Raw genomic sequence first — 17431 nt, 5'->3', positions numbered from 1 at the left:
CCCATCTCGACCGTATGCCAGATACAAGAAGGGCCTCACGATAGAGGCCCTAATGCCGGATTATGGCCAAATCGGGTATCAGCTGCCCGGCGTCCAGGCATCATAGTCGCCGGTGACGCGCGGACGCTCGCCGGTGGCGGAAATCGAGCCCTGCGGGCGATAGGCAGCAGCCGTGCCGGTCTGGTTCGGGCGATGCGCCTTTTCCCATTCGCGCGGCTTGTAGTCTTCCTTCGACGGCGGGGTATCGGTGCGGTAATGCATCCAGCCGTGCCAGCCGGAGGCGATCTTCGAGGCTTCGGCGTAACCGCTATAGATTACCCAGCGCTTCGGTTGACCCCAGCTCGTCATCGGACCTTCGTAATAGACATTGCCGAACTCGTCTTCGCCGACGCGCTTGCCGTGACGCCAGGTGAAGAAACGGGTGCCCATGGTCTGGCCGTTCCACCAGGTGAAGATCTGCAAGAGAAACTGCTTCATCGTGTATCCTTGGGCAATTAACGCAGGCCGCAGAACGGCCTTGTCGAACCTGTCTCGCTTATGCCGCCTCGACCGGCTGTTGTCCAGTGATTCCCCGTCGCACCCCCGTCATTTCAGCTTCAGCTTGAAGCCGATATGGGAAGGCGTGAAGCCGAGCCGTTCGTAGAAGCGATGGGCATCCTTGCGCACGGCGTTCGAAGTCAGCTGGACGAGGCGCATGCGGGTTTCGCGGGCATGCTCAATGGCAAAGTCGATCATGGCCGCGCCAATACCCCTGCCCCGCATGTCGGCCCGCGTCTGAACCGCTTCAATGATCAGCGAGGAAGAACCGAGCGCTGTCAGGGTGGTGGTGACCATCGTCTGGAAGGTGCCGACCACCTGACCGTGGAGTTCCGCGACATAAAGCGTCTCGTTTGGAGACGCGGCAATCTTCCGGAATGCGGCGCGATAGTTGGGCAAAGCCTCAGGATCGGTCGTGTCGCCATGGCCGCCGAGCGGATCATCGGCAAAGAGGGAGACGATCGCCTCCAGATCATTCTCGGTGGCTTCTCTTATCTGCACTGATTGGACTTGCATGCCGCCCCCACTGTTGCACTAGTCTCGTGCTCCATAGCGATCCCGGGGGACTTCTTGATGACAGTGATGCGACGGCTGGTGACAATTCTGTGCGTAACTCTTTCTGCCATGGCGGCCGAAGCTCAGGAAGGCGGACGCAAGGCGATTGCCTATGTGCAGGCGCCGGAGATGAGTTCGGGGCTCTGCGCGGAGAAGGATGCGGCCAGCGCCATCGACTGTGCCGTCAAGCAGTGCATCGAGGGCGGCGGAACGGTCGAGGCCTGCGAGGTAAATGCTGTCTGTTCCCCGGGCAACTGGAGCGTCGACATCTTCATGATGGCCGATGGCGGACCGCACTGGCACAAGTTTTCCTGCGGCTGGCAGACTAGGGAATTGGCGCTGAAGGCCGCAGAGCTTGCCTGCAGCAATGCCAAAGCGGACGGGCTTATCGAATGCACCGCCGTGCAACTGATCGACGAAGATGGCACGGTGACGGAAGCACCGTTCAACTGACTGTCGCGCAAGCAACAAAAAAGCCGCTCACTTGAGCGGCTTTTCCATGATCACAGCCTCGATCCCGCTGTCGGGACCGCCGCAATTCTTGGTACGGTCGACCTCGACGAAGTCATGTGCCTGGTAAAAGGCGATGGCGCCAGCATTCTGCGGCTCGACTTCCAGCCGCAGGATCTCGGCATCCGGAAAGCAGGTCTCGATCTCGGCGAAGAGATCGCGACCGATGCCCTGGCGCTGACGGTCCGGGTGGACATAGAGCTGATGCAGAATGGCGGTCTTGGTCAGCTTCTCGGAGATGGCCGCGAAGGCCATGCCGCCGATCCGCTTGCCGTCGTCGGCGACGAGATATTCGCCGCCTTCGACGTGAATGCGCCGCTTGATTTCGGCCGGCGAATGCCAGACCGCGATCAGCTCGGCGACCTTGGCCGGTCCGTAGAACCGGTCATAGGTCGCGTGGAAACTCTGCGTCAGCAAGGCGCGAAGCGGTTCTACATCCCGGTCGTTGGCCGTGCGGACGAAGAACACCGATCTTACTCCTCGACGATGCCGAGCTTGGCCTTAACGAGTGCCTGGACAGCCTGCGGATTGGCCTTGCCGCCGGTCGACTTCATCACCTGGCCGACGAACCAGCCGGCGAGTGTCGGCTTGGCCAGCACCTTGGCGACCTGGTCAGGGTTGGCGGCAATGATCTCGTCGACGGCCTTTTCGATGGCGCCGGTGTCGGTCACCTGCTTCATGCCGCGGCTCTCGACGATTTCCGCCGGGTCGCCGCCCTCGTTGAATACGATCTCGAAGAGGTCCTTGGCGATCTTGCCGGATATGGTCTCGGCCTTGATCAGGTCGATGATGCCGCCGAGCTGAGCGGGCGAAACGGGAGTCTCTTCAATGGCTTTGCCGGCTTTGTTCAAGGCGCCCAGCAGGTCATTGATGACCCAGTTGGCGGCCGTCTTGCCGTCACGGCCTTCGGCCACGGCTTCGAAATAGTCGGCGATCGCCTTTTCCGAGACGAGCACGGAGGCGTCGTAGACGGAGAGGCCGAGTTCCGCCACGAAACGCGCCTTCTTGTCATCGGGCAGCTCGGGAAGCGACTTCTTCAGCTCCTCGACGAAGGCATCGTCGAATTCGAGCGGCAGCAGGTCCGGATCGGGGAAGTAGCGATAGTCATGCGCATCTTCCTTGGAGCGCATCGAGCGCGTCTCGCCCTTGCCCGGATCGAAGAGACGGGTTTCCTGGTCGATCGTGCCGCCATCCTCGATGATCGCGATCTGGCGACGGGCCTCATACTCGATAGCCTGGCCGATGAAACGGATCGAGTTGACGTTCTTGATTTCGCAACGCGTGCCGAACTCGCCGCCGGGCTTGCGCACGGAGACGTTGACGTCGGCGCGCATCGAGCCTTCGTCCATGTTGCCGTCGCAGGTACCGAGGTAGCGCACGATCGAGCGCAGCTTGGTCATATAGGCCTTGGCTTCGTCCGAGGAGCGCATGTCGGGCTTCGACACGATTTCCATCAGAGCGACGCCGGAGCGGTTGAGATCGACATAGGACATGGTCGGATGCTGGTCGTGCATCGACTTGCCGGCATCCTGCTCCAGATGCAGGCGCTCGATGCCGATCTCGATATCCTCGAACTGGCCCTGACGGTCGGGGCCGAGCGAGATGATGATCTTGCCCTCGCCGACGATCGGGTCCTTGAACTGCGAGATCTGGTAGCCCTGCGGCAGATCCGGATAGAAGTAGTTCTTGCGGTCGAAGATCGAGCGCTTGTTGATCTGGGCTTTCAGGCCGAGACCGGTGCGCACGGCCTGGGCCACGCACTCCTCGTTTATGACGGGCAGCATGCCGGGCATGGCGGCATCGACCAGCGAGACATTGGAATTCGGCGCATTGCCGAAGACAGTCGAGGCGCCGGAAAACAGCTTGGAATTCGACATCACCTGGGCATGGACTTCCATGCCGATGATGACTTCCCAGTCACCGGTGGCACCGGGGATGAAGCGTTTCGGATCGGGCGTGCGGGTGTCTACCAGGGTCATCGGATGCTCGTGTCATGCGTGGACGTGTTGTCTCGTGAGGTAGAGCAATTGGGCCGAAGGTGCAAGACTTGTGGGATGTTGGCAAAGCGCCCCTCCGTTGACGGAAAAGGCACAATGACTGGCTAGACTTCGGTCGCCATGCCAACTGACACCGTCCTCACCCTTCTCGCGATCTTTGCCCTGTGGAACGGGATCGTGTTCTGCGTCTATGCCTTCGACAAGATTGCGGCCACGCAAGGGGCGTGGCGCGTAAGCGAGGACACACTCATCCTGCTTGCGGTTCTCGGTGGCGGCCTGGGCGCCTTTGCCTGCCAGCGGCTCCTGCGTCACAAGACACGGAAAGCGCCCTTTCCTGTCCTGTTGCCGCTGATGGCGGGGCTGCATATTGTTATCATCCTGCTGATTGCACTCGTTCCAGACGCGGTCCTTCATACGGCGGACGAGGCTGCTCTTCTTTTGGAACGGCTCATCTAGAATTCCTGACCATAGCCGCTGCCGCCAGCATCGGACAGCGACTTGGACAGGCCGACCGACTGCACATCGCGATCGAGCTTGGGATTGTAGCTGACGGTAAGCCAGTTCACCTGATAGCCCTTTCTTTCGAAGAACTTCAGTGCGTCGGTGTTCATCGCATGGGTCTGAAGGCGGGCGAGCGGGATGCCTTGTGCCCTGAGTTCATCCTCGACCGCCTCAAGCAAGGCAGTGCCGAGCCCCTGGCCTTCCAGATCCGGTTCGATCCAGAAATCGGTGATGTTCTCATCCATGTCTTCGCGCGCGGCCCAGCCGGCGAGAACACCGGAGACCTCGACGACGGTAATGGTGATCCAGCCATCTTCCGCGAAGCGCGCAAAAGCGTCCCGTGCATTGGCCGCCATTTCCTCCGCCTCGCCGACGGACGCCATGGCCTTGCGCCAGGCACGCATGCCGACCTCCGTCAGCAGCCTTGCATCATCCTTTCGTGCCTTGCGGATCGTGACCATCCTCACCTCGTCGTTGAGAATAGTAAAACATCGGTGATGATTCTTGGCCAGAGCGTGTGACATTGCGGTCATGGACGCCGCAAAGCGCATCGTGATATCAAAGCACTGTCTACAGGAGTTTTGATGTTCGGTTTGTCCGAGACCCGGTAAAGGCCCTGCCCGCGCCCCTTCGAGGGAGCGATCGGCCAGGGCCAGAAAACGAAGCCCCGACGCCTACAGGCGCCGGACCCGTTTTCATGCGCGCTACGCGGCGCGCTTCTCCGGACACACTCTCATGGACATTTCACGCACGGATCAGCGTATCCTTCATCTCATGGCCCAGGGCGGCTGGATCGAACTCCACCGCGACGACCGACGCAAGATCGAGAAGGCCCTGTGCTTCTCCCGCGACGGCTGGCTCTATCCCGGCTTCGACGTCGAGCTCTTTCGCAGGCTGAAACGCCTGAAGGCGATCAGTTCGAAACAGGGCAAGCCCTATCGGATAACCGAACGGGGTTTAAGGCTCGTCAGGGCTGAACTGGATAACCGGTGAGCTGGACGCGAGACTCTTGCCCGCCACTACATTCGTAGTTACACTTAAACATGAACTACGAGTGGGACGCCGCGAAGAATATCACCAACCAGATCAAGCACGGCATCTCCTTTGAGGAAGCCCGGCTGATCTTCGAGGGCGATGTTCTGACCGGCGTCGATGGGCGTCTCGATTATGGTGAAACCCGCTACATGAGCATCGGCGCAATACTGGGATTGATCGTGATCGCCGTCATACATACAGACCGCGACGGCACCACCCGCATCATCTCAGCCCGTCTCGCGAACCGCAGCGAAAGGCAAAAGTATCATGACCATCTCGGCCGCTCGTCTTAAGGAGCTTCAGTCCCGTCCGGACGCAGAGATTGATTACAGCGATATCCCGGAACTCGATGACGCGTTCTTCGAGACGGCCGTCCTCGTGACACCATCCACTAAAACGCAGATCACGGTCCGGCTCGATAGCGACGTGCTTGACTGGTTTCGACAGCAGGGCAAGGGGTATCAGACGCGGATGAATGCGGTATTGAAGGCCTATATGGAAAGCCAGCGTCGGCGCTCGCGCTAAAACACCAGCTGCATCTTCACCTTGTCGACCGCCATGCCCATGGATGGCGAGTGCTGCATTCCGCGCCAGACGATGGTGAAGCCCAGATCCTTGTAGAGCCGGATCGCAGCTTCGTTGGCGGCGTGCGTGTCGATCCGTGCGCGTTTCAAGCCTTCGGCGCGCATCTCGCGCAGCAGCCTCGAGACGAGCGCGGAGCCGATGCCGAGGCCCTGATGGGCGGGGCTCACCCAGAGATCGGAGATGTAGTCACGCGCACCGTCACGGGCGATCCAGCCAGCAATTTCGTCGCCGAGCTCGCCGATGGTGATCAGGCTATAATGCTCCTGGGCAAAACGGCGGAAGCTCAGGCGAATACGAACCATCATGTCGACGCCGAAGGCATTCAGCACGGGGTTGGCGGCCCAGGCGTCGAAACCGACACGGCCGACGCTATCCGCATCGGCCGCTGTCATGTCACGGATGACGAAGTCCTTTACCACCACTTGGCCGGCGTGAACTTGCCGGCAGCCTGTTCGATGACATGGGCCGTCTTGACGAGGGTTTCCTCCTCGAAGGGCTTGCCGATGACCTGAAGACCGAGTGGCAGGCCCTTGGCATCGAGGCCGGCGGGAACCGAAATACCCGGCAGACCGGCCATGTTGAGCGTGATGCTGAAGACGTCCTGCTGATACATCTTGACCGGATCGGCCGCGAGTTCCTTGTCGCCGATCGCGAAGGCAGACGACGGCGTGATCGGCGTCAGGATTGCGTCGACGCCGGCTTCGAAGGCGAGTTCGAAGTCGCGCTTGATCAGCGTTCGGACCTTCTGGGCCTTCAGATAGTAGGCGTCGTAGTAGCCGGCGGACAGCACATAGGTGCCGATCATGATGCGGCGCTGGACTTCCTTGCCGAAGCCTGCTGCACGGGTCTTTTCATACATGTCGACGATGTCCTTGCCGTCGACGCGCAGACCGTAACGGACGCCGTCATAGCGGGCGAGGTTCGACGAGGCTTCGGCGGGTGCCACGATGTAATAGGCCGGCAGCGCGTATTTCGTGTGCGGCAGGGAAATATCGACGATCTCGGCGCCGGCCTCCTTGAGCCAGGCAATACCCTGTTGCCAGAGGGCCAGGACCTCTTCCGACATGCCTTCGATATGGTATTCCTTGGGAATGCCGATCTTCATGCCCTTCACCGAGCCGCCGATGGCCTTTTCGTAGTCCGGAACCGGCAGGTCGACAGAAGTCGTATCCTTCGGGTCAACGCTGGCCATGGATTTCAGAAGGATCGCAGCATCGCGGACGTCGCGAGCGATGGGACCGGCCTGATCGAGCGACGAGGCAAAGGCGACGATGCCGAAACGCGAGCAGCGGCCGTAAGTCGGCTTGATGCCGACGGTGCCGGTCAGAGCAGCCGGCTGGCGGATCGAGCCGCCGGTGTCGGTTGCCGTGGCACCGGCGCAGAGGTGCGCGGCAACGGCTGCGGCAGAGCCACCGGAGGAGCCGCCGGGAACCAGCTTCTCATCCGACCCCTTGGCCTTCCACGGGTTGACGGCAGGACCGTAATAGGAGCTCTCGTTCGACGAGCCCATGGCGAATTCGTCCATGTTGAGCTTGCCGAGCATGACAGCGCCGGCATCCCAGAGGTTCTGGGTCACGGTCGATTCATACTTCGGCTTGAAGCCGTCGAGGATGTGGCTGCAGGCCTGGGTATGCACGTCGCGGGTGGCGTAGAGATCCTTGACGCCGAGCGGAATGCCTTCGAGCACACCGGCCTTGCCATCCGCGATGCGGGCGTCGGATGCCTTCGCCATGTCGCGGGCAACATCCGGGGTCACGGCGACATAGGCGTTCAGATCGTTATTCGCACCCTCGATCGCGGCGAGATAGGCGTCCGTCAGTTCGACGGCCTTGATCTCCTTGGCGGCGAGTTTCGCGCGGGCTTCGGCGATGGTGAGGCTGATCAATTCGCTCATGGTCGGTTCACTTCAAACTGTCGGCGGGCCGGCAGGCCCTCAAGAAACGGGAGGCGCTCTTAGGATGCGGACGGCGTCTTATTCGACGACCTTCGGCACCTGGAAGAAATTGCGATCGGTGGCCGGCGCATTGGCGACGATGTCGTCGGCCTTGTTACCGTCGGTGACGACGTCTTCACGCTTCTTCATGGCCATGGGGGTGACCGAGGTCATCGGCTCGACACCGGTCACATCCACTTCGTCGAGCTGCTCGACGAAACCGAGAATGCCATTCAATTCCCCGGTCATGCGTGCAGCATCCTCCTCGCTGACAGCGATGCGGGCAAGGCGCGCGACGCGCTTGACGGTGGCGAGGTCAACAGACATGGCATTCTCCGGATAAGCTGTTTTCTTCGCTATAATGGCCGTCAAGCGCCGAAGCAACGGGGTTTGTCAGACCTCGATGGCCGTTCCGGCCTGCGGGGTCGCCACACGGGTGCGCGTTCCATCCATGCCGGCGACGAATTTCTCCGGCGTCTGGTCGATGATCGGGAAGGAGCCGTAGTGGCAGGGTATCGCCGTCTTGAAGTCGAAGAAGCGCTGGCAGGCCAGTGCCGCCACCGCGCCGCCCATGGTGAAACGGTCGCCGATCGGGACGATGCCGACATCGGGCTGATGCAATTCGTGGATCAGCTTCATGTCGGAAAAGATGTCGGTGTCGCCCATGTGGAGCACCGAAGCTTCGTCGTCGAAATGCATCATCAAGCCGTTGGCATTGCCAAGCGCGTGCGACACGCCGTCTTCGGTGATCTGAGCGGAGGAATGCAGGGCGTTGGTGAAGGTCACCGTGAAGCCCTCGAAATGGATGGTACCGCCGGTATTGCCCATTTCCAGCTTGTCGACACCCTTGGAGCCAAGCCAGGCGGCGAGATCGGCATTGGCGAGGACGGTCGCGCCGGTTTCCTGGGCAAGCTGGACCGTATCGCCGACATGGTCGCCGTGACCGTGGGTGAGCAGAATATGCGTGACCCCCTTGGTCATTTCCTTGCGGTCGAGACCGGCGAAGCCTGGATTGTGGGTCAGAAAGGGATCGATGAGGATCGATGCCTTGGCTGAATCGAGACGGAAGGCGGCGTGGCCGAGCCAGGTGATTTTCATGCGTTGAGTCTCCGGTCCTTGAATATGGTCTGCAATATATGGCGAGCCGCTCCGTCGGCAACGGGCGCGCCGAGTTGCTTCTATGCCTATGCTGGTCTAAGCGACCAGCATGACAGCCGTAGCGCTGAGTGCAAGAAAGGAACCACCATGGCCGATGACGACTACGTGTATGACGAGGCGACCGGCGAATGGCGTCCGGCGTCCGAAGTTGCAGCGGCAGCCGCGGCCAAGCCCGTCGCCCGTGACGCCTCCGGGACCGAACTTGCCGATGGCGATTCGGTGGTGCTGATCAAGGATCTCAAAGTGAAGGGTGCCGGCCAGACGCTGAAGCAGGGCACTGTTATCCGCTCAATCAGACTGACGGATGATCCCGAGGAAATCGACTGCCGCTTTGACGGGATCAAGGGCCTGGTGCTCAGAACCGAATTCGTACGCAAGCGTTGATCGGCAAGACAAGATGGCCACGCTGACGATCGAGGAACTGGCTGAACGGTTGAGACCTGGCGAGGCCATTGCCGGGCTCGACCTGGGCACGAAGACGATCGGGCTTTCGGCTTCCGATCTCGGCCGGCGCTTTGCCACCCCTCGCCCTGTTATCAAACGGGTGAAATTCACGCAGGACGCGGAGGTTCTGCTCGCCTTTGCGGCGAAGGAGAAGATTGTCGCCTTCGTCATCGGTCTGCCGGTCAACATGGACGGCTCGTCGGGCCCGCGCGTCCAGGCGACACGGGCCTTCGTGCGCTCGATGTCGGAAAAGACCGACATCCCCTTCGTCTACTGGGACGAGCGGCTGTCGACGGTCGCGGCCGAAAGAGCGCTTCTGGAAATGGATGTCTCCAGGGCAAAGCGCAGCGAGCGGATCGATTCCGCCGCGGCGAGCTTCATCCTTCAGGGGGCGCTCGACAGGCTCTCAGGGCTTGCCCGCACTTCGGACAATTCCGCCGACTTCGCCTGACGGGCGGCCCACCAGGCCCTGATCTGCTTGCGACGGCGGAAGCCGATGATCGCGAACAGGATGAGGCTGTCGACGATGATGGCGCGCAGCACCAGCGGCGGGATTGTTTCAGGCGCAATGCCGAGGACGTTGCCATAGATCTGGAAGACCAGATCATGGGCATCCCGCGTCAGCATGAATATGCCGAAGCTCATGTCGTAGTAGGACAGACCGTACCAGGCGCCCAGGATCGTGATGGGCAAAGCCCACAAGAGCAGAAGTGTCTTCATGCCGTTTCCGCCTTTTGATCAAACGACAAATCATTTGCCGCCGGCCAGTTTTCCACCAGCCATTTCAGGGAAGCCATGACGGACAGCACGGCAGCCGGGACGGCGATATCGAGCGCCAACCCCGAGAAAAATACCATCATCATGATGGTCGCTACCGGCCGTGAACCAGCGTCCGTCACCACTCTACCCTTTAACGTCTGTCCCGTGCAAAAGGTGGCCTGTTCGACACGAACACGCAACGTAAACCCTTTGTTAAGGTTAACGCCGCCTGTGGATGAGCAGTTACAGCCACTTGGCCGAAAATGTCGCCGGGACACGATTTTCGATTGAAAGCAGGGGTTGCCGGGTCTACCCCTCCCCTGCCCGCCATCCTGGACCTGCCATGCTCATCATCTTCGAAAGCATTCTGCCGATCTTCCTGCTCGTGATTCTCGGTGTCGTGCTGAAACGCACCAGGCTCATCAATGAGAGCTTCTGGAGCGGGCTTGAGCAGTTCGGCTATTTCGTTTTGTTTCCGGCCCTGCTTTTTCAGACGCTATCGACCACCGACTTCTCGTCGCTCGACAGCGGAAGCGTCGGACTGGTGTCGCTGCTCGCGGTCGGGGTCATGACCGCACTCGTTCTTGCGATCTGGCCCCTGCTCAAGGCGCGCGGCATGGGCGGGCCTTCCTATACCTCCGTGTTTCAGACATCGACGCGCTGGAACGGCTTCATGGCACTCGCCATCGCGGAGAAGCTGACGGGACAGACGGGCCTCTCCGTCATCGCCATCATCATGGCGTCGATCATCGTACCGCTCAATCTCATCAATGTCGGAGTGATGGTCTGGTTCTCCGGCGAGAGTCGGGGCTTGAAGACCTTCGTCGTCCGGATCGTCACCAATCCGATCATCATCGGTGCCTTGCTGGGTGTGCTCGTGAACTTTGCGGGGATTTCCATATATGCGCCTGTCATGACCGCGGTCGACCTGATTGCCAGCGCCTCGCTCGGGCTGGGTCTTGTGACCGTCGGCGCAGGTCTGCGGGTCGCGGATGCCCTCAAACCGCAGCCGAGCGTGCTGATGACGGTCGTGCTGAAGCTCCTGGTCTTTCCGGCTGTCGCGGTGCTGCTCGCTCTAGTTTTCGGTCTCTCAGGCGAGATCGTCGTGATGATCGCGCTGGGTGCCGCAGTTCCCACCGCGATGAACGGCTATGTGCTGGCCAAGCAGATGGGTGGCGACGCCGATCTCTACGCGGCAGCGGCGACCGTGCAGACGGTCGCAGCCTTCTTCACGATCCCCGTCGTGCTCTATCTCGCCGGTCAGGCAGCCGGCGGATAGAGGAGATCGAGCACGTAGCGCGAATCGAATCGCGCATCGAGCACGCCATAGGTATGGCGCCATCCACCCGCGAGGCGTGATTCGAGGAAGGCATCGGCGATCTTGCCGGCACCCAGACGATAGAGCTCGGCGGCACCGGCCGCGAGCGCCAGTTGCTCGATGAGCAGGCGACCGGCGGCTTCGTCACGTTCGGCAAGCGCCGTTGCAGCGCGCAGGACTTCGACGGTCTTCTTGCCGGAGGGGCCGAGATCGCGCTCAAGGCCGGCAAAGAGTGTTTCGAAGAGATCCTTGCCACGGCTCAGCACGCGCAGAACATCGAGCGCCATGACATTGCCGGAGCCTTCCCAGATCGCATTGACCGGTGCTTCGCGGTAATGCCGGGCGATCGGGCGCTCCTCGACATAACCGTTGCCGCCGATGCATTCCATGGCCTCGTAGATCAGCCCGGGGGCGATCTTGCAGATCCAGTATTTGGCAACCGGTGTCATGACGCGGGCATAGGCCGCATCAATGGGACTTTCGCGCGCCTTGTCGAAACTGTCGGCCAGACGGAAGGCGAGTGCGGTCGCTGCTGCGACATCGAGCGCCATGTCGGCGAGCACGCGGCTCATCATCGGTTGGTCGATCAGCGTCTTGCCGAAAACCATGCGGCCACGCACGTGGTGAACCGCCTCGGCCATAGAGGCGCGCATCATGCCGGCAGAGGAGAGCGCGCAGTCAAGGCGCGTCAGCGTCACCATGTCGAGGATGGTGCGCACGCCGTCTCCCGGAGTGCCGAGCAGGAAACCGAAGGTCTCGGAGAATTCGACTTCGGAAGAGGCATTCGAGCGGTTGCCGAGCTTGTCCTTCAGGCGCTGGAATTCAAGCCCGTTGGCAGAACCGTCTTCGAGCAGGCGCGGCACCAGGAAGCAGCCCATGCCATCCTTGGTCTGGGCGAGCATGACGAAGGCGTCACTCATCGGGGCCGACATGAACCACTTGTGGCCAGCGAGGCGGTAGATCCCCTCGCCCACCCGTTCGCCCATCGTGGTGTTGGCGCGCACATCCGTTCCGCCCTGCTTTTCGGTCATGCCCATGCCGATGGTGACGGCGCTCTTCTGCATCGGCGGCTTGTTGCTGCTGTCGTATTTGCGCGACAGGATGCGCGGCGTCCATTCCTTCTGGACAGCCGGAGACGCGACGAGGGCGGCGACCGAGGCACTGGTCATGGTGAGCGGGCAGAGATGGCCCGATTCGAGCTGGGCGGTCAGGAAGAAGCGGACGGCACGCGCCTTGTGTTCATGGCCACGGGCTTCCGGTGCATTTTCCCAGACGGAGGAATGCAGGCCTGATGCCATCGAGCGGCGCATCAGGGCGTGCCAGGCGGGGTGAAATTCGACGACGTCGAGGCGTTCGCCACGCACGCCATGGGTTCTGAGCTGCGGCGGGCTGGCATTGGCCATGCGCGCCAGTTCCTGGGCTTCCGGCGAGGTCACATATTTGCCGATGACATCGTATTCCTCGCGCAGCGGGCGTGACAGCGAGGATGTAAGATCGACGAGAAGCGGATCGGACCGATAGGCATTGATGCCGGACCAGGGCTTGGGCTGGTTCAACGCTGCGAGTTTTTCTTCAGTCCGGTTCATCAATCCTGCCGATCTTGAAAGGAGACATGCGCTGGCCCGCCAACGCTTCGTCTTCGTCATTCCATTGCGGTCGGAGCATCCAGGGCGAAATCTGCCGGTGTTCCCTACCGTTCATTCGCTCCTATTACATGGGGACCGTGCGTCAATCCACCTAGCATGTGCTTGCCCGGCCCGATCCCACACTTTATAGACCGCGTGACATCTCAGGAGGACGTCCATGGTCTTCTTTCCCCATCGCCATCTCATCGGCATCAAGGGCCTTACCGAGCAGGACATCACGTTCCTGTTAGACAAGGCAGACGAAGCCGTCAAAATCAGCCGCCAGCGGGAGAAGAAGACTTCCACGCTGAGGGGCCTCACCCAGATCAATCTCTTTTTCGAAGCCTCGACGCGGACGCAAGCCTCGTTCGAGCTTGCGGGCAAACGCCTTGGCGCCGACGTGATGAACATGTCGGTCGGCAATTCCTCGGTGAAGAAGGGCGAAACGCTGATCGATACGGCGATGACGCTGAACGCCATGCGGCCGGACGTGCTGGTCGTGCGGCACTCGTCTGCCGGTGCGGCCGCCCTTCTCGCGCAGAAGGTCGCCTGTTCAGTGGTCAATGCCGGTGACGGACAACACGAACATCCGACCCAGGCCCTGCTCGATGCGCTGACCATCCGGCGCGCCAAGGGCAAGCTGTCCCGCATTATCGTCGCGATCTGCGGCGACGTGCTGCATTCGCGCGTGGCGCGCTCCAACATCCTGCTGCTCAATGCCATGGGTGCCCGCGTCCGCGTCGTGGCTCCCGCCACGCTTCTGCCGGCCGGGATCGCCGACATGGGCTGCGAGGTCTTCCACGACATGAAGGAAGGGCTCAAGGACGCAGACGTTGTCATGATGCTGCGCCTGCAGCGCGAGCGCATGTCCGGCTCCTTCGTGCCGTCTGTGCGCGAATACTTCCACTTCTATGGCCTTGATGCGGAGAAGCTGAAGGCTGCCAAAGAGGATGCGCTCGTGATGCATCCGGGCCCGATGAACCGCGGCGTCGAGATCGCCTCCGAAGTCGCCGACGGTCCGCAGAGCGTGATCGAGAGCCAGGTCGAGATGGGCGTTGCCGTTCGCATGGCCGTGATGGAAACGCTGCTCGTCTCGCAAAACCAGGGTCCGCGTTCGGAGGGAATGGGCGCATGAAAAAGCCGCTTGTCCTCAAGAATGCCCGCATCGTCGATCCCTCGCGCAAGCTGGACGAAATCGGGACCATCATTGTAGGAGCAGACGGCAAGATCCTTGCCGCTGGCGCCGACGCCCAGAACCAGGGCTCGCCCGAGGGCGCTGAGATCCGAGATTGCCGGGGCCTCACCGCCATTCCGGGTCTCGTTGACGCTCGCGTCTTCGTCGGCGAGCCGGGGTCGGAGCATCGCGAGACGATTGCGTCCGCAAGCCGGGCGGCTGCGGCCGGTGGCATTACGTCCTTCATCATGATGCCGGAAACGGATCCTGTCATCGACGACATCGCGCTCGTCGAGTTCGTCAAGAAGACGGCTCGCGACACGGCCAGCGTCAATGTCTATCCGGCAGCGGCTCTGACCAAGGGCATGACCAGCGCCGAGATGACAGAGATGGGTCTCCTGCAGCAGGCCGGTGCGGTTGCCTTCACCAATGGCCGTTACGGGTTGAACGACAGCCAAGTTCTGCGCCGTGCCATGACCTATGCGCGGGAATTCGGCGCCGTGATCGCGCTCGAAACGCGGGAGAAGTATCTCGCGGCCAATGGCGTGATGAACGAAGGGCTGCTTGCAAGCTGGCTCGGGCTTGGCGGCATCCCGCGTGAGACCGAACTCATTCCGCTGGAGCGCGACCTCAGGATCGCGGCGCTGACGCGGGCCAAGTATCACGCCTCGCAGATCTCTATTCCTGAATCGGTCGAGGCGATCGAGCTCGGGCGCAAGCGCGGTGCCAAGGTCACCTGCGGCATCTCGATCAATCACCTGAGCCTCAACGAAAACGACATCGGCGAGTACCGGACCTTCTTCAAGCTCTATCCGCCGCTGCGCTCGGAAGACGATCGCATGGCAATGGTCGATGCGCTGGCCAAGGGGCAGATCGACATTATCGTTTCCTCGCACGATCCGCAGGACGTCGACACCAAGCGCCTGCCTTTCGGCGAGGCCGCCGATGGTGCCATCGGCTTGGAAACCATGCTCTCAGCAGCGCTCCGCCTGCATCACGCGGGCCAGGTACCGCTGATGCGGCTCATCGACGCAATGTCGACGCGTCCAGCCGAAATCTTCGGGCTGCCCGGTGGCACGCTGAAGCCGGGTGCGCACGGCGACATCGCGCTTGTCGATCTCGACGAGCCGTGGCTCGTGTCGCGCGACAATCTTCTTGCACGCTCGAAGAACACGCCTTTCGAAGATGCCCGCTTCTCGGGCCGGGCCGTTGCGACCTATGTTGCAGGCCAGTGCGTCCACGCGCTCTAGACTAAAGAGGACAGGGATACCCATGATCGACATTTCCGCCCTCGGCTGGGGCAATCTCGCAATCGTCCTCTTGTTCGGTTACCTGCTCGGCTCCATTCCCTTCGGCCTCGTGCTGACCAAGATGGCGGGCCTCGGCGATCTGCGCTCGATCGGTTCGGGCAATATCGGCGCGACCAACGTGCTGCGAACCGGCAACAAGAAGCTGGCGGCCGCCACCCTCCTCCTCGATGCGCTGAAGGCCACGGCTGCGGCGCTGATTGCGCATGCGATCTTTGGCCACAATGCTGCTCTCTTCGGTGGCTTCGCAGCCTTCATTGGTCACCTTTTCCCAGTCTGGCTGGGTTTCAAGGGCGGCAAGGGTGTCGCGACCTATATCGGCACCTTGCTCGGGGTTGAGCCTCGGATGGTTCTGGTCTTCGCTATCGTCTGGCTCGCGGTCGCCTTCATCACCCGCTACTCTTCGTTGTCCGCGCTCGTCGCCACACTTGTCATTCCGGTTGCATTGTGGATACTTGGGGTTGAAGAGGCTGCAGTCGTAACGGCGGTCATGACCGTCATCACTTACTGGCGTCACAAAGAGAATATCGGACGGCTGATCGCGGGAACGGAAAGCAAGATCGGCAAAAAGGGCTAGAGGAAAGCCATGGGGTCAGGAAGCGCAAGACGAAAGGGGATTGCGCTGACGGACCGCCAGAGGATCGCCTGGCTGAGGCTCATCCGCAGCGATAATGTCGGCCCCGCAACCTTTCGGGACTTGATCAACCACTTCGGCTCGGCCGAAACGGCGCTCGAAGCCCTTCCAGAACTCTCAAGGCGCGGCGGATCGACCCGCAGCATTCGTATCGCAACCGTCGGTGAGGCCGAGCGCGAAATCGAGACGGCCTCGCGTTTCGGGGCCCGCTTCATCGGCATCGGCGAGCCCGACTATCCGGCAGCGCTCAGACAGATCGACGCAGCCCCTCCCCTGCTTGCCGTCAAGGGCGACCTAGACGTCGCGACCCTCCCGGCAGTCGGCATCGTCGGATCGCGCAATGCCTCGATCAGCGGTGCGAAGTTCGCAGCGATGATGGCGGGGGAGATCGGGCGTGCCGGCTATGCGATCGTGTCGGGCCTTGCCCGCGGCATCGACGCATCAGCGCATCGGGCCAGCCTCGACACCGGCACGATCGCGGCCATGGCGGGCGGTCTTGACCAACCCTACCCGCCCGAGAATGTCGATCTGCTGGACCAGATCTGCAGCGGTCGCGGCCTCGCCATTTCCGAAATGCCCTTCGGCTGGGAACCGCGGGCACGGGATTTTCCCCGACGCAACCGGCTGATCGCCGGCGTGGCTCTGGGTGTGGTGGTGATCGAAGCGGCTGCACGCTCCGGTTCGCTGATCACCGCAAGACTTGCGGGAGAATTCGGTCGGCAGGTCTTTGCCGTTCCCGGCTCACCGCTCGATCCGCGCTGCGAGGGCACCAACGGCTTGCTCAAGGATGGGGCGACCGTCACCACCAGACCACAGGATGTGCTGCGGGCGCTGGCTCCGATCTCCGAGCTCGACCTCTTCAGTCCGAACGAAGCAGACGAGCCTGCTGACGAGCCCGGCGAGAGACCGCTTGCACCTCCGCCGAATGACAACGAACGCCTCGTCATCGTGCAGGCGCTTGGCCCGACGCCCGTCGAGATCGACGATATCATCCGCCACACAGCCTTGCCGGCGTCTTCGGTCTATCTGGTCTTGCTGGAGCTCGATATTGCCGGACGGCTAGAGCGGCATGCGGGAGGGTTTGTCTCGCTGAGCATGATGGATTGAAAGCGCGCGGCGACCGGACTGGACATCGCCGGCTTCGACATAGGCCATCTCGATCAGATAACAGAGCATCTCGGCGCCTTCATTTTCGGCAACAAGCCGCAACTCGGCGAGCATCTGGCGGATGTAGGCGATGTTTTCCATCGTGCGGGTTCCGCGACCGTTCGTGTCGGCTGTGTCTCGTGCCATCGCATTTGTCCGTCTTCACCGGAGGCCATCACAACCCAGCCTCGCCATGCCCTGTAAAATACAATA

25 protein-coding genes are annotated in these 17431 nt (G+C 61.6%); 12 read left to right on the top strand and 13 right to left on the bottom strand.

Going from position 1 to position 17431, the window contains the following annotated elements:
* Positions 1-78: 78 nt before the first annotated feature.
* Positions 79-477 carry an NADH:ubiquinone oxidoreductase subunit NDUFA12 gene (locus GH983_RS06835; RefSeq protein ID WP_054150672.1) on the bottom strand — a complete coding sequence of 133 codons (399 nt, stop codon included), beginning with the start codon at positions 475-477 and terminating at the stop codon, positions 79-81.
* Positions 478-585: 108 nt separating this feature from the next.
* The gene (locus tag GH983_RS06830; RefSeq protein ID WP_153762002.1) at positions 586-1053 is read right to left on the bottom strand and encodes a GNAT family N-acetyltransferase; all 468 of its coding nucleotides are present in this window, start codon (positions 1051-1053) and stop codon (positions 586-588) included.
* Positions 1054-1110: 57 nt separating this feature from the next.
* On the opposite strand from GH983_RS06830, the gene GH983_RS06825 reads away from it, so the two are divergent.
* Positions 1111-1545 carry a hypothetical protein gene (locus GH983_RS06825; RefSeq protein WP_153762001.1) on the top strand — a complete coding sequence of 145 codons (435 nt, stop codon included), beginning with the start codon at positions 1111-1113 and terminating at the stop codon, positions 1543-1545.
* A gap of 27 nt (positions 1546-1572) precedes the next feature.
* Here the strand turns inward: GH983_RS06825 and GH983_RS06820 are convergent, their stop codons facing one another.
* Both GH983_RS06820 and gatB read right to left on the bottom strand, forming a co-directional pair.
* Entirely contained in the window at positions 1573-2070 is a 498-nt protein-coding gene (locus tag GH983_RS06820; RefSeq protein ID WP_069041602.1) for a GNAT family N-acetyltransferase, read from the bottom strand.
* 5 nt (positions 2071-2075) lie between these two features.
* Positions 2076-3581 (bottom strand): Asp-tRNA(Asn)/Glu-tRNA(Gln) amidotransferase subunit GatB, encoded by a 1506-nt coding sequence (gene gatB, locus GH983_RS06815; RefSeq protein WP_069041603.1) that lies wholly within the window; start codon positions 3579-3581, stop codon positions 2076-2078.
* 138 nt (positions 3582-3719) lie between these two features.
* Here gatB and GH983_RS06810 point away from each other — a divergent pair, with 138 nt between their 5' ends.
* On the top strand, positions 3720-4055 hold the full coding sequence (locus tag GH983_RS06810) for a DUF1294 domain-containing protein (RefSeq protein WP_153762000.1): 336 nt from the start codon (positions 3720-3722) through the stop codon (positions 4053-4055).
* Here GH983_RS06810 and GH983_RS06805 read toward each other — a convergent pair.
* A complete protein-coding gene (locus tag GH983_RS06805; protein ID WP_153761999.1) occupies positions 4052-4561 on the bottom strand; it encodes a GNAT family N-acetyltransferase in 510 nt (169 codons plus the stop codon). The two genes, GH983_RS06810 and GH983_RS06805, sit on opposite strands and share 4 nt — an antisense overlap.
* A 274-nt stretch (positions 4562-4835) precedes the next feature.
* On the opposite strand from GH983_RS06805, the gene GH983_RS06800 reads away from it, so the two are divergent.
* From GH983_RS06800 to GH983_RS06790, 3 genes are read left to right on the top strand one after another with little or no spacing between them, the layout of a single operon-like run.
* A complete protein-coding gene (locus tag GH983_RS06800; protein ID WP_069041606.1) occupies positions 4836-5093 on the top strand; it encodes a YjhX family toxin in 258 nt (85 codons plus the stop codon).
* A 50-nt stretch (positions 5094-5143) separates the two neighbouring features.
* The gene (locus GH983_RS06795; protein ID WP_153761998.1) at positions 5144-5428 is read left to right on the top strand and encodes a BrnT family toxin; all 285 of its coding nucleotides are present in this window, start codon (positions 5144-5146) and stop codon (positions 5426-5428) included.
* Entirely contained in the window at positions 5403-5660 is a 258-nt protein-coding gene (locus GH983_RS06790; protein ID WP_153761997.1) for a BrnA antitoxin family protein, read from the top strand. Before GH983_RS06795 ends, GH983_RS06790 begins: the two co-directional genes overlap by 26 nt.
* Here the strand turns inward: GH983_RS06790 and GH983_RS06785 are convergent.
* The 4 genes from GH983_RS06785 to GH983_RS06770 all read right to left on the bottom strand — a co-directional run bounded on the left by GH983_RS06785 (position 5657) and on the right by GH983_RS06770 (position 8751).
* The gene (locus GH983_RS06785) at positions 5657-6139 is read right to left on the bottom strand and encodes a GNAT family N-acetyltransferase (protein ID WP_083229559.1); all 483 of its coding nucleotides are present in this window, start codon (positions 6137-6139) and stop codon (positions 5657-5659) included. The genes GH983_RS06790 and GH983_RS06785 overlap by 4 nt on opposite strands.
* The gene (gene gatA / locus GH983_RS06780) at positions 6133-7614 is read right to left on the bottom strand and encodes an Asp-tRNA(Asn)/Glu-tRNA(Gln) amidotransferase subunit GatA (RefSeq protein ID WP_153761996.1); all 1482 of its coding nucleotides are present in this window, start codon (positions 7612-7614) and stop codon (positions 6133-6135) included. The genes GH983_RS06785 and gatA overlap by 7 nt, the downstream gene beginning before the upstream one ends.
* Before the next feature lie 78 nt (positions 7615-7692).
* Complete coding sequence (gene gatC / locus GH983_RS06775; protein WP_054150661.1) at positions 7693-7980, bottom strand: Asp-tRNA(Asn)/Glu-tRNA(Gln) amidotransferase subunit GatC; 288 nt, start codon at positions 7978-7980, stop codon at positions 7693-7695.
* A 66-nt stretch (positions 7981-8046) separates the two neighbouring features.
* Positions 8047-8751: a metal-dependent hydrolase gene (locus GH983_RS06770; protein WP_069041609.1), complete on the bottom strand. Its 705-nt coding sequence runs from the start codon at positions 8749-8751 to the stop codon at positions 8047-8049.
* Between the two features lie 147 nt (positions 8752-8898).
* Here GH983_RS06770 and GH983_RS06765 point away from each other — a divergent pair, with 147 nt between their 5' ends.
* Both GH983_RS06765 and ruvX read left to right on the top strand, forming a co-directional pair.
* Positions 8899-9195, top strand: coding sequence for an alkylphosphonate utilization protein (locus tag GH983_RS06765; protein ID WP_054150659.1), 297 nt, complete (start codon positions 8899-8901; stop codon positions 9193-9195).
* 13 nt (positions 9196-9208) lie between these two features.
* A complete protein-coding gene (gene ruvX / locus GH983_RS06760; protein ID WP_069041610.1) occupies positions 9209-9706 on the top strand; it encodes a Holliday junction resolvase RuvX in 498 nt (165 codons plus the stop codon).
* Here the strand turns inward: ruvX and GH983_RS06755 are convergent.
* Together GH983_RS06755 and GH983_RS06750 are read right to left on the bottom strand one after the other, a co-directional pair.
* Positions 9640-9975, bottom strand: a complete 336-nt coding sequence (locus GH983_RS06755; protein WP_054150657.1) for a DUF6105 family protein — start codon at positions 9973-9975, stop codon at positions 9640-9642. The two genes, ruvX and GH983_RS06755, sit on opposite strands and share 67 nt — an antisense overlap.
* Positions 9972-10154: a hypothetical protein gene (locus tag GH983_RS06750; protein ID WP_236759315.1), complete on the bottom strand. Its 183-nt coding sequence runs from the start codon at positions 10152-10154 to the stop codon at positions 9972-9974. The genes GH983_RS06755 and GH983_RS06750 overlap by 4 nt, the downstream gene beginning before the upstream one ends.
* A gap of 203 nt (positions 10155-10357) precedes the next feature.
* Here GH983_RS06750 and GH983_RS06745 point away from each other — a divergent pair, with 203 nt between their 5' ends.
* Positions 10358-11293: an AEC family transporter gene (locus GH983_RS06745; protein WP_069041611.1), complete on the top strand. Its 936-nt coding sequence runs from the start codon at positions 10358-10360 to the stop codon at positions 11291-11293.
* Here GH983_RS06745 and GH983_RS06740 read toward each other — a convergent pair.
* Positions 11275-12918 carry an acyl-CoA dehydrogenase family protein gene (locus GH983_RS06740; protein WP_153761995.1) on the bottom strand — a complete coding sequence of 548 codons (1644 nt, stop codon included), beginning with the start codon at positions 12916-12918 and terminating at the stop codon, positions 11275-11277. The genes GH983_RS06745 and GH983_RS06740 overlap by 19 nt on opposite strands.
* A gap of 217 nt (positions 12919-13135) precedes the next feature.
* On the opposite strand from GH983_RS06740, the gene GH983_RS06735 reads away from it, so the two are divergent.
* Genes GH983_RS06735 through dprA form a run of 4 tightly spaced genes read left to right on the top strand, consistent with a single transcriptional unit; the run spans position 13136 to position 17179 of the window.
* Positions 13136-14092, top strand: coding sequence for an aspartate carbamoyltransferase catalytic subunit (locus tag GH983_RS06735; RefSeq protein WP_006727609.1), 957 nt, complete (start codon positions 13136-13138; stop codon positions 14090-14092).
* On the top strand, positions 14089-15381 hold the full coding sequence (locus tag GH983_RS06730) for a dihydroorotase (protein ID WP_153761994.1): 1293 nt from the start codon (positions 14089-14091) through the stop codon (positions 15379-15381). Before GH983_RS06735 ends, GH983_RS06730 begins: the two co-directional genes overlap by 4 nt.
* A 22-nt stretch (positions 15382-15403) precedes the next feature.
* Positions 15404-16015: a glycerol-3-phosphate 1-O-acyltransferase PlsY gene (gene plsY / locus GH983_RS06725; RefSeq protein WP_069041615.1), complete on the top strand. Its 612-nt coding sequence runs from the start codon at positions 15404-15406 to the stop codon at positions 16013-16015.
* 9 nt (positions 16016-16024) lie between these two features.
* Positions 16025-17179, top strand: coding sequence for a DNA-processing protein DprA (gene dprA, locus GH983_RS06720; protein ID WP_153761993.1), 1155 nt, complete (start codon positions 16025-16027; stop codon positions 17177-17179).
* Here the strand turns inward: dprA and GH983_RS06715 are convergent.
* A complete protein-coding gene (locus tag GH983_RS06715) occupies positions 17132-17365 on the bottom strand; it encodes a hypothetical protein (RefSeq protein WP_054150650.1) in 234 nt (77 codons plus the stop codon). The two genes, dprA and GH983_RS06715, sit on opposite strands and share 48 nt — an antisense overlap.
* Positions 17366-17431: the final 66 nt, after the last annotated feature.

Source organism: Agrobacterium sp. MA01 (assembly GCF_009650195.1).
Lineage (GTDB): Bacteria > Pseudomonadota > Alphaproteobacteria > Rhizobiales > Rhizobiaceae > Allorhizobium.
This window is presented reverse-complemented; position numbering and strand designations above follow the sequence as displayed.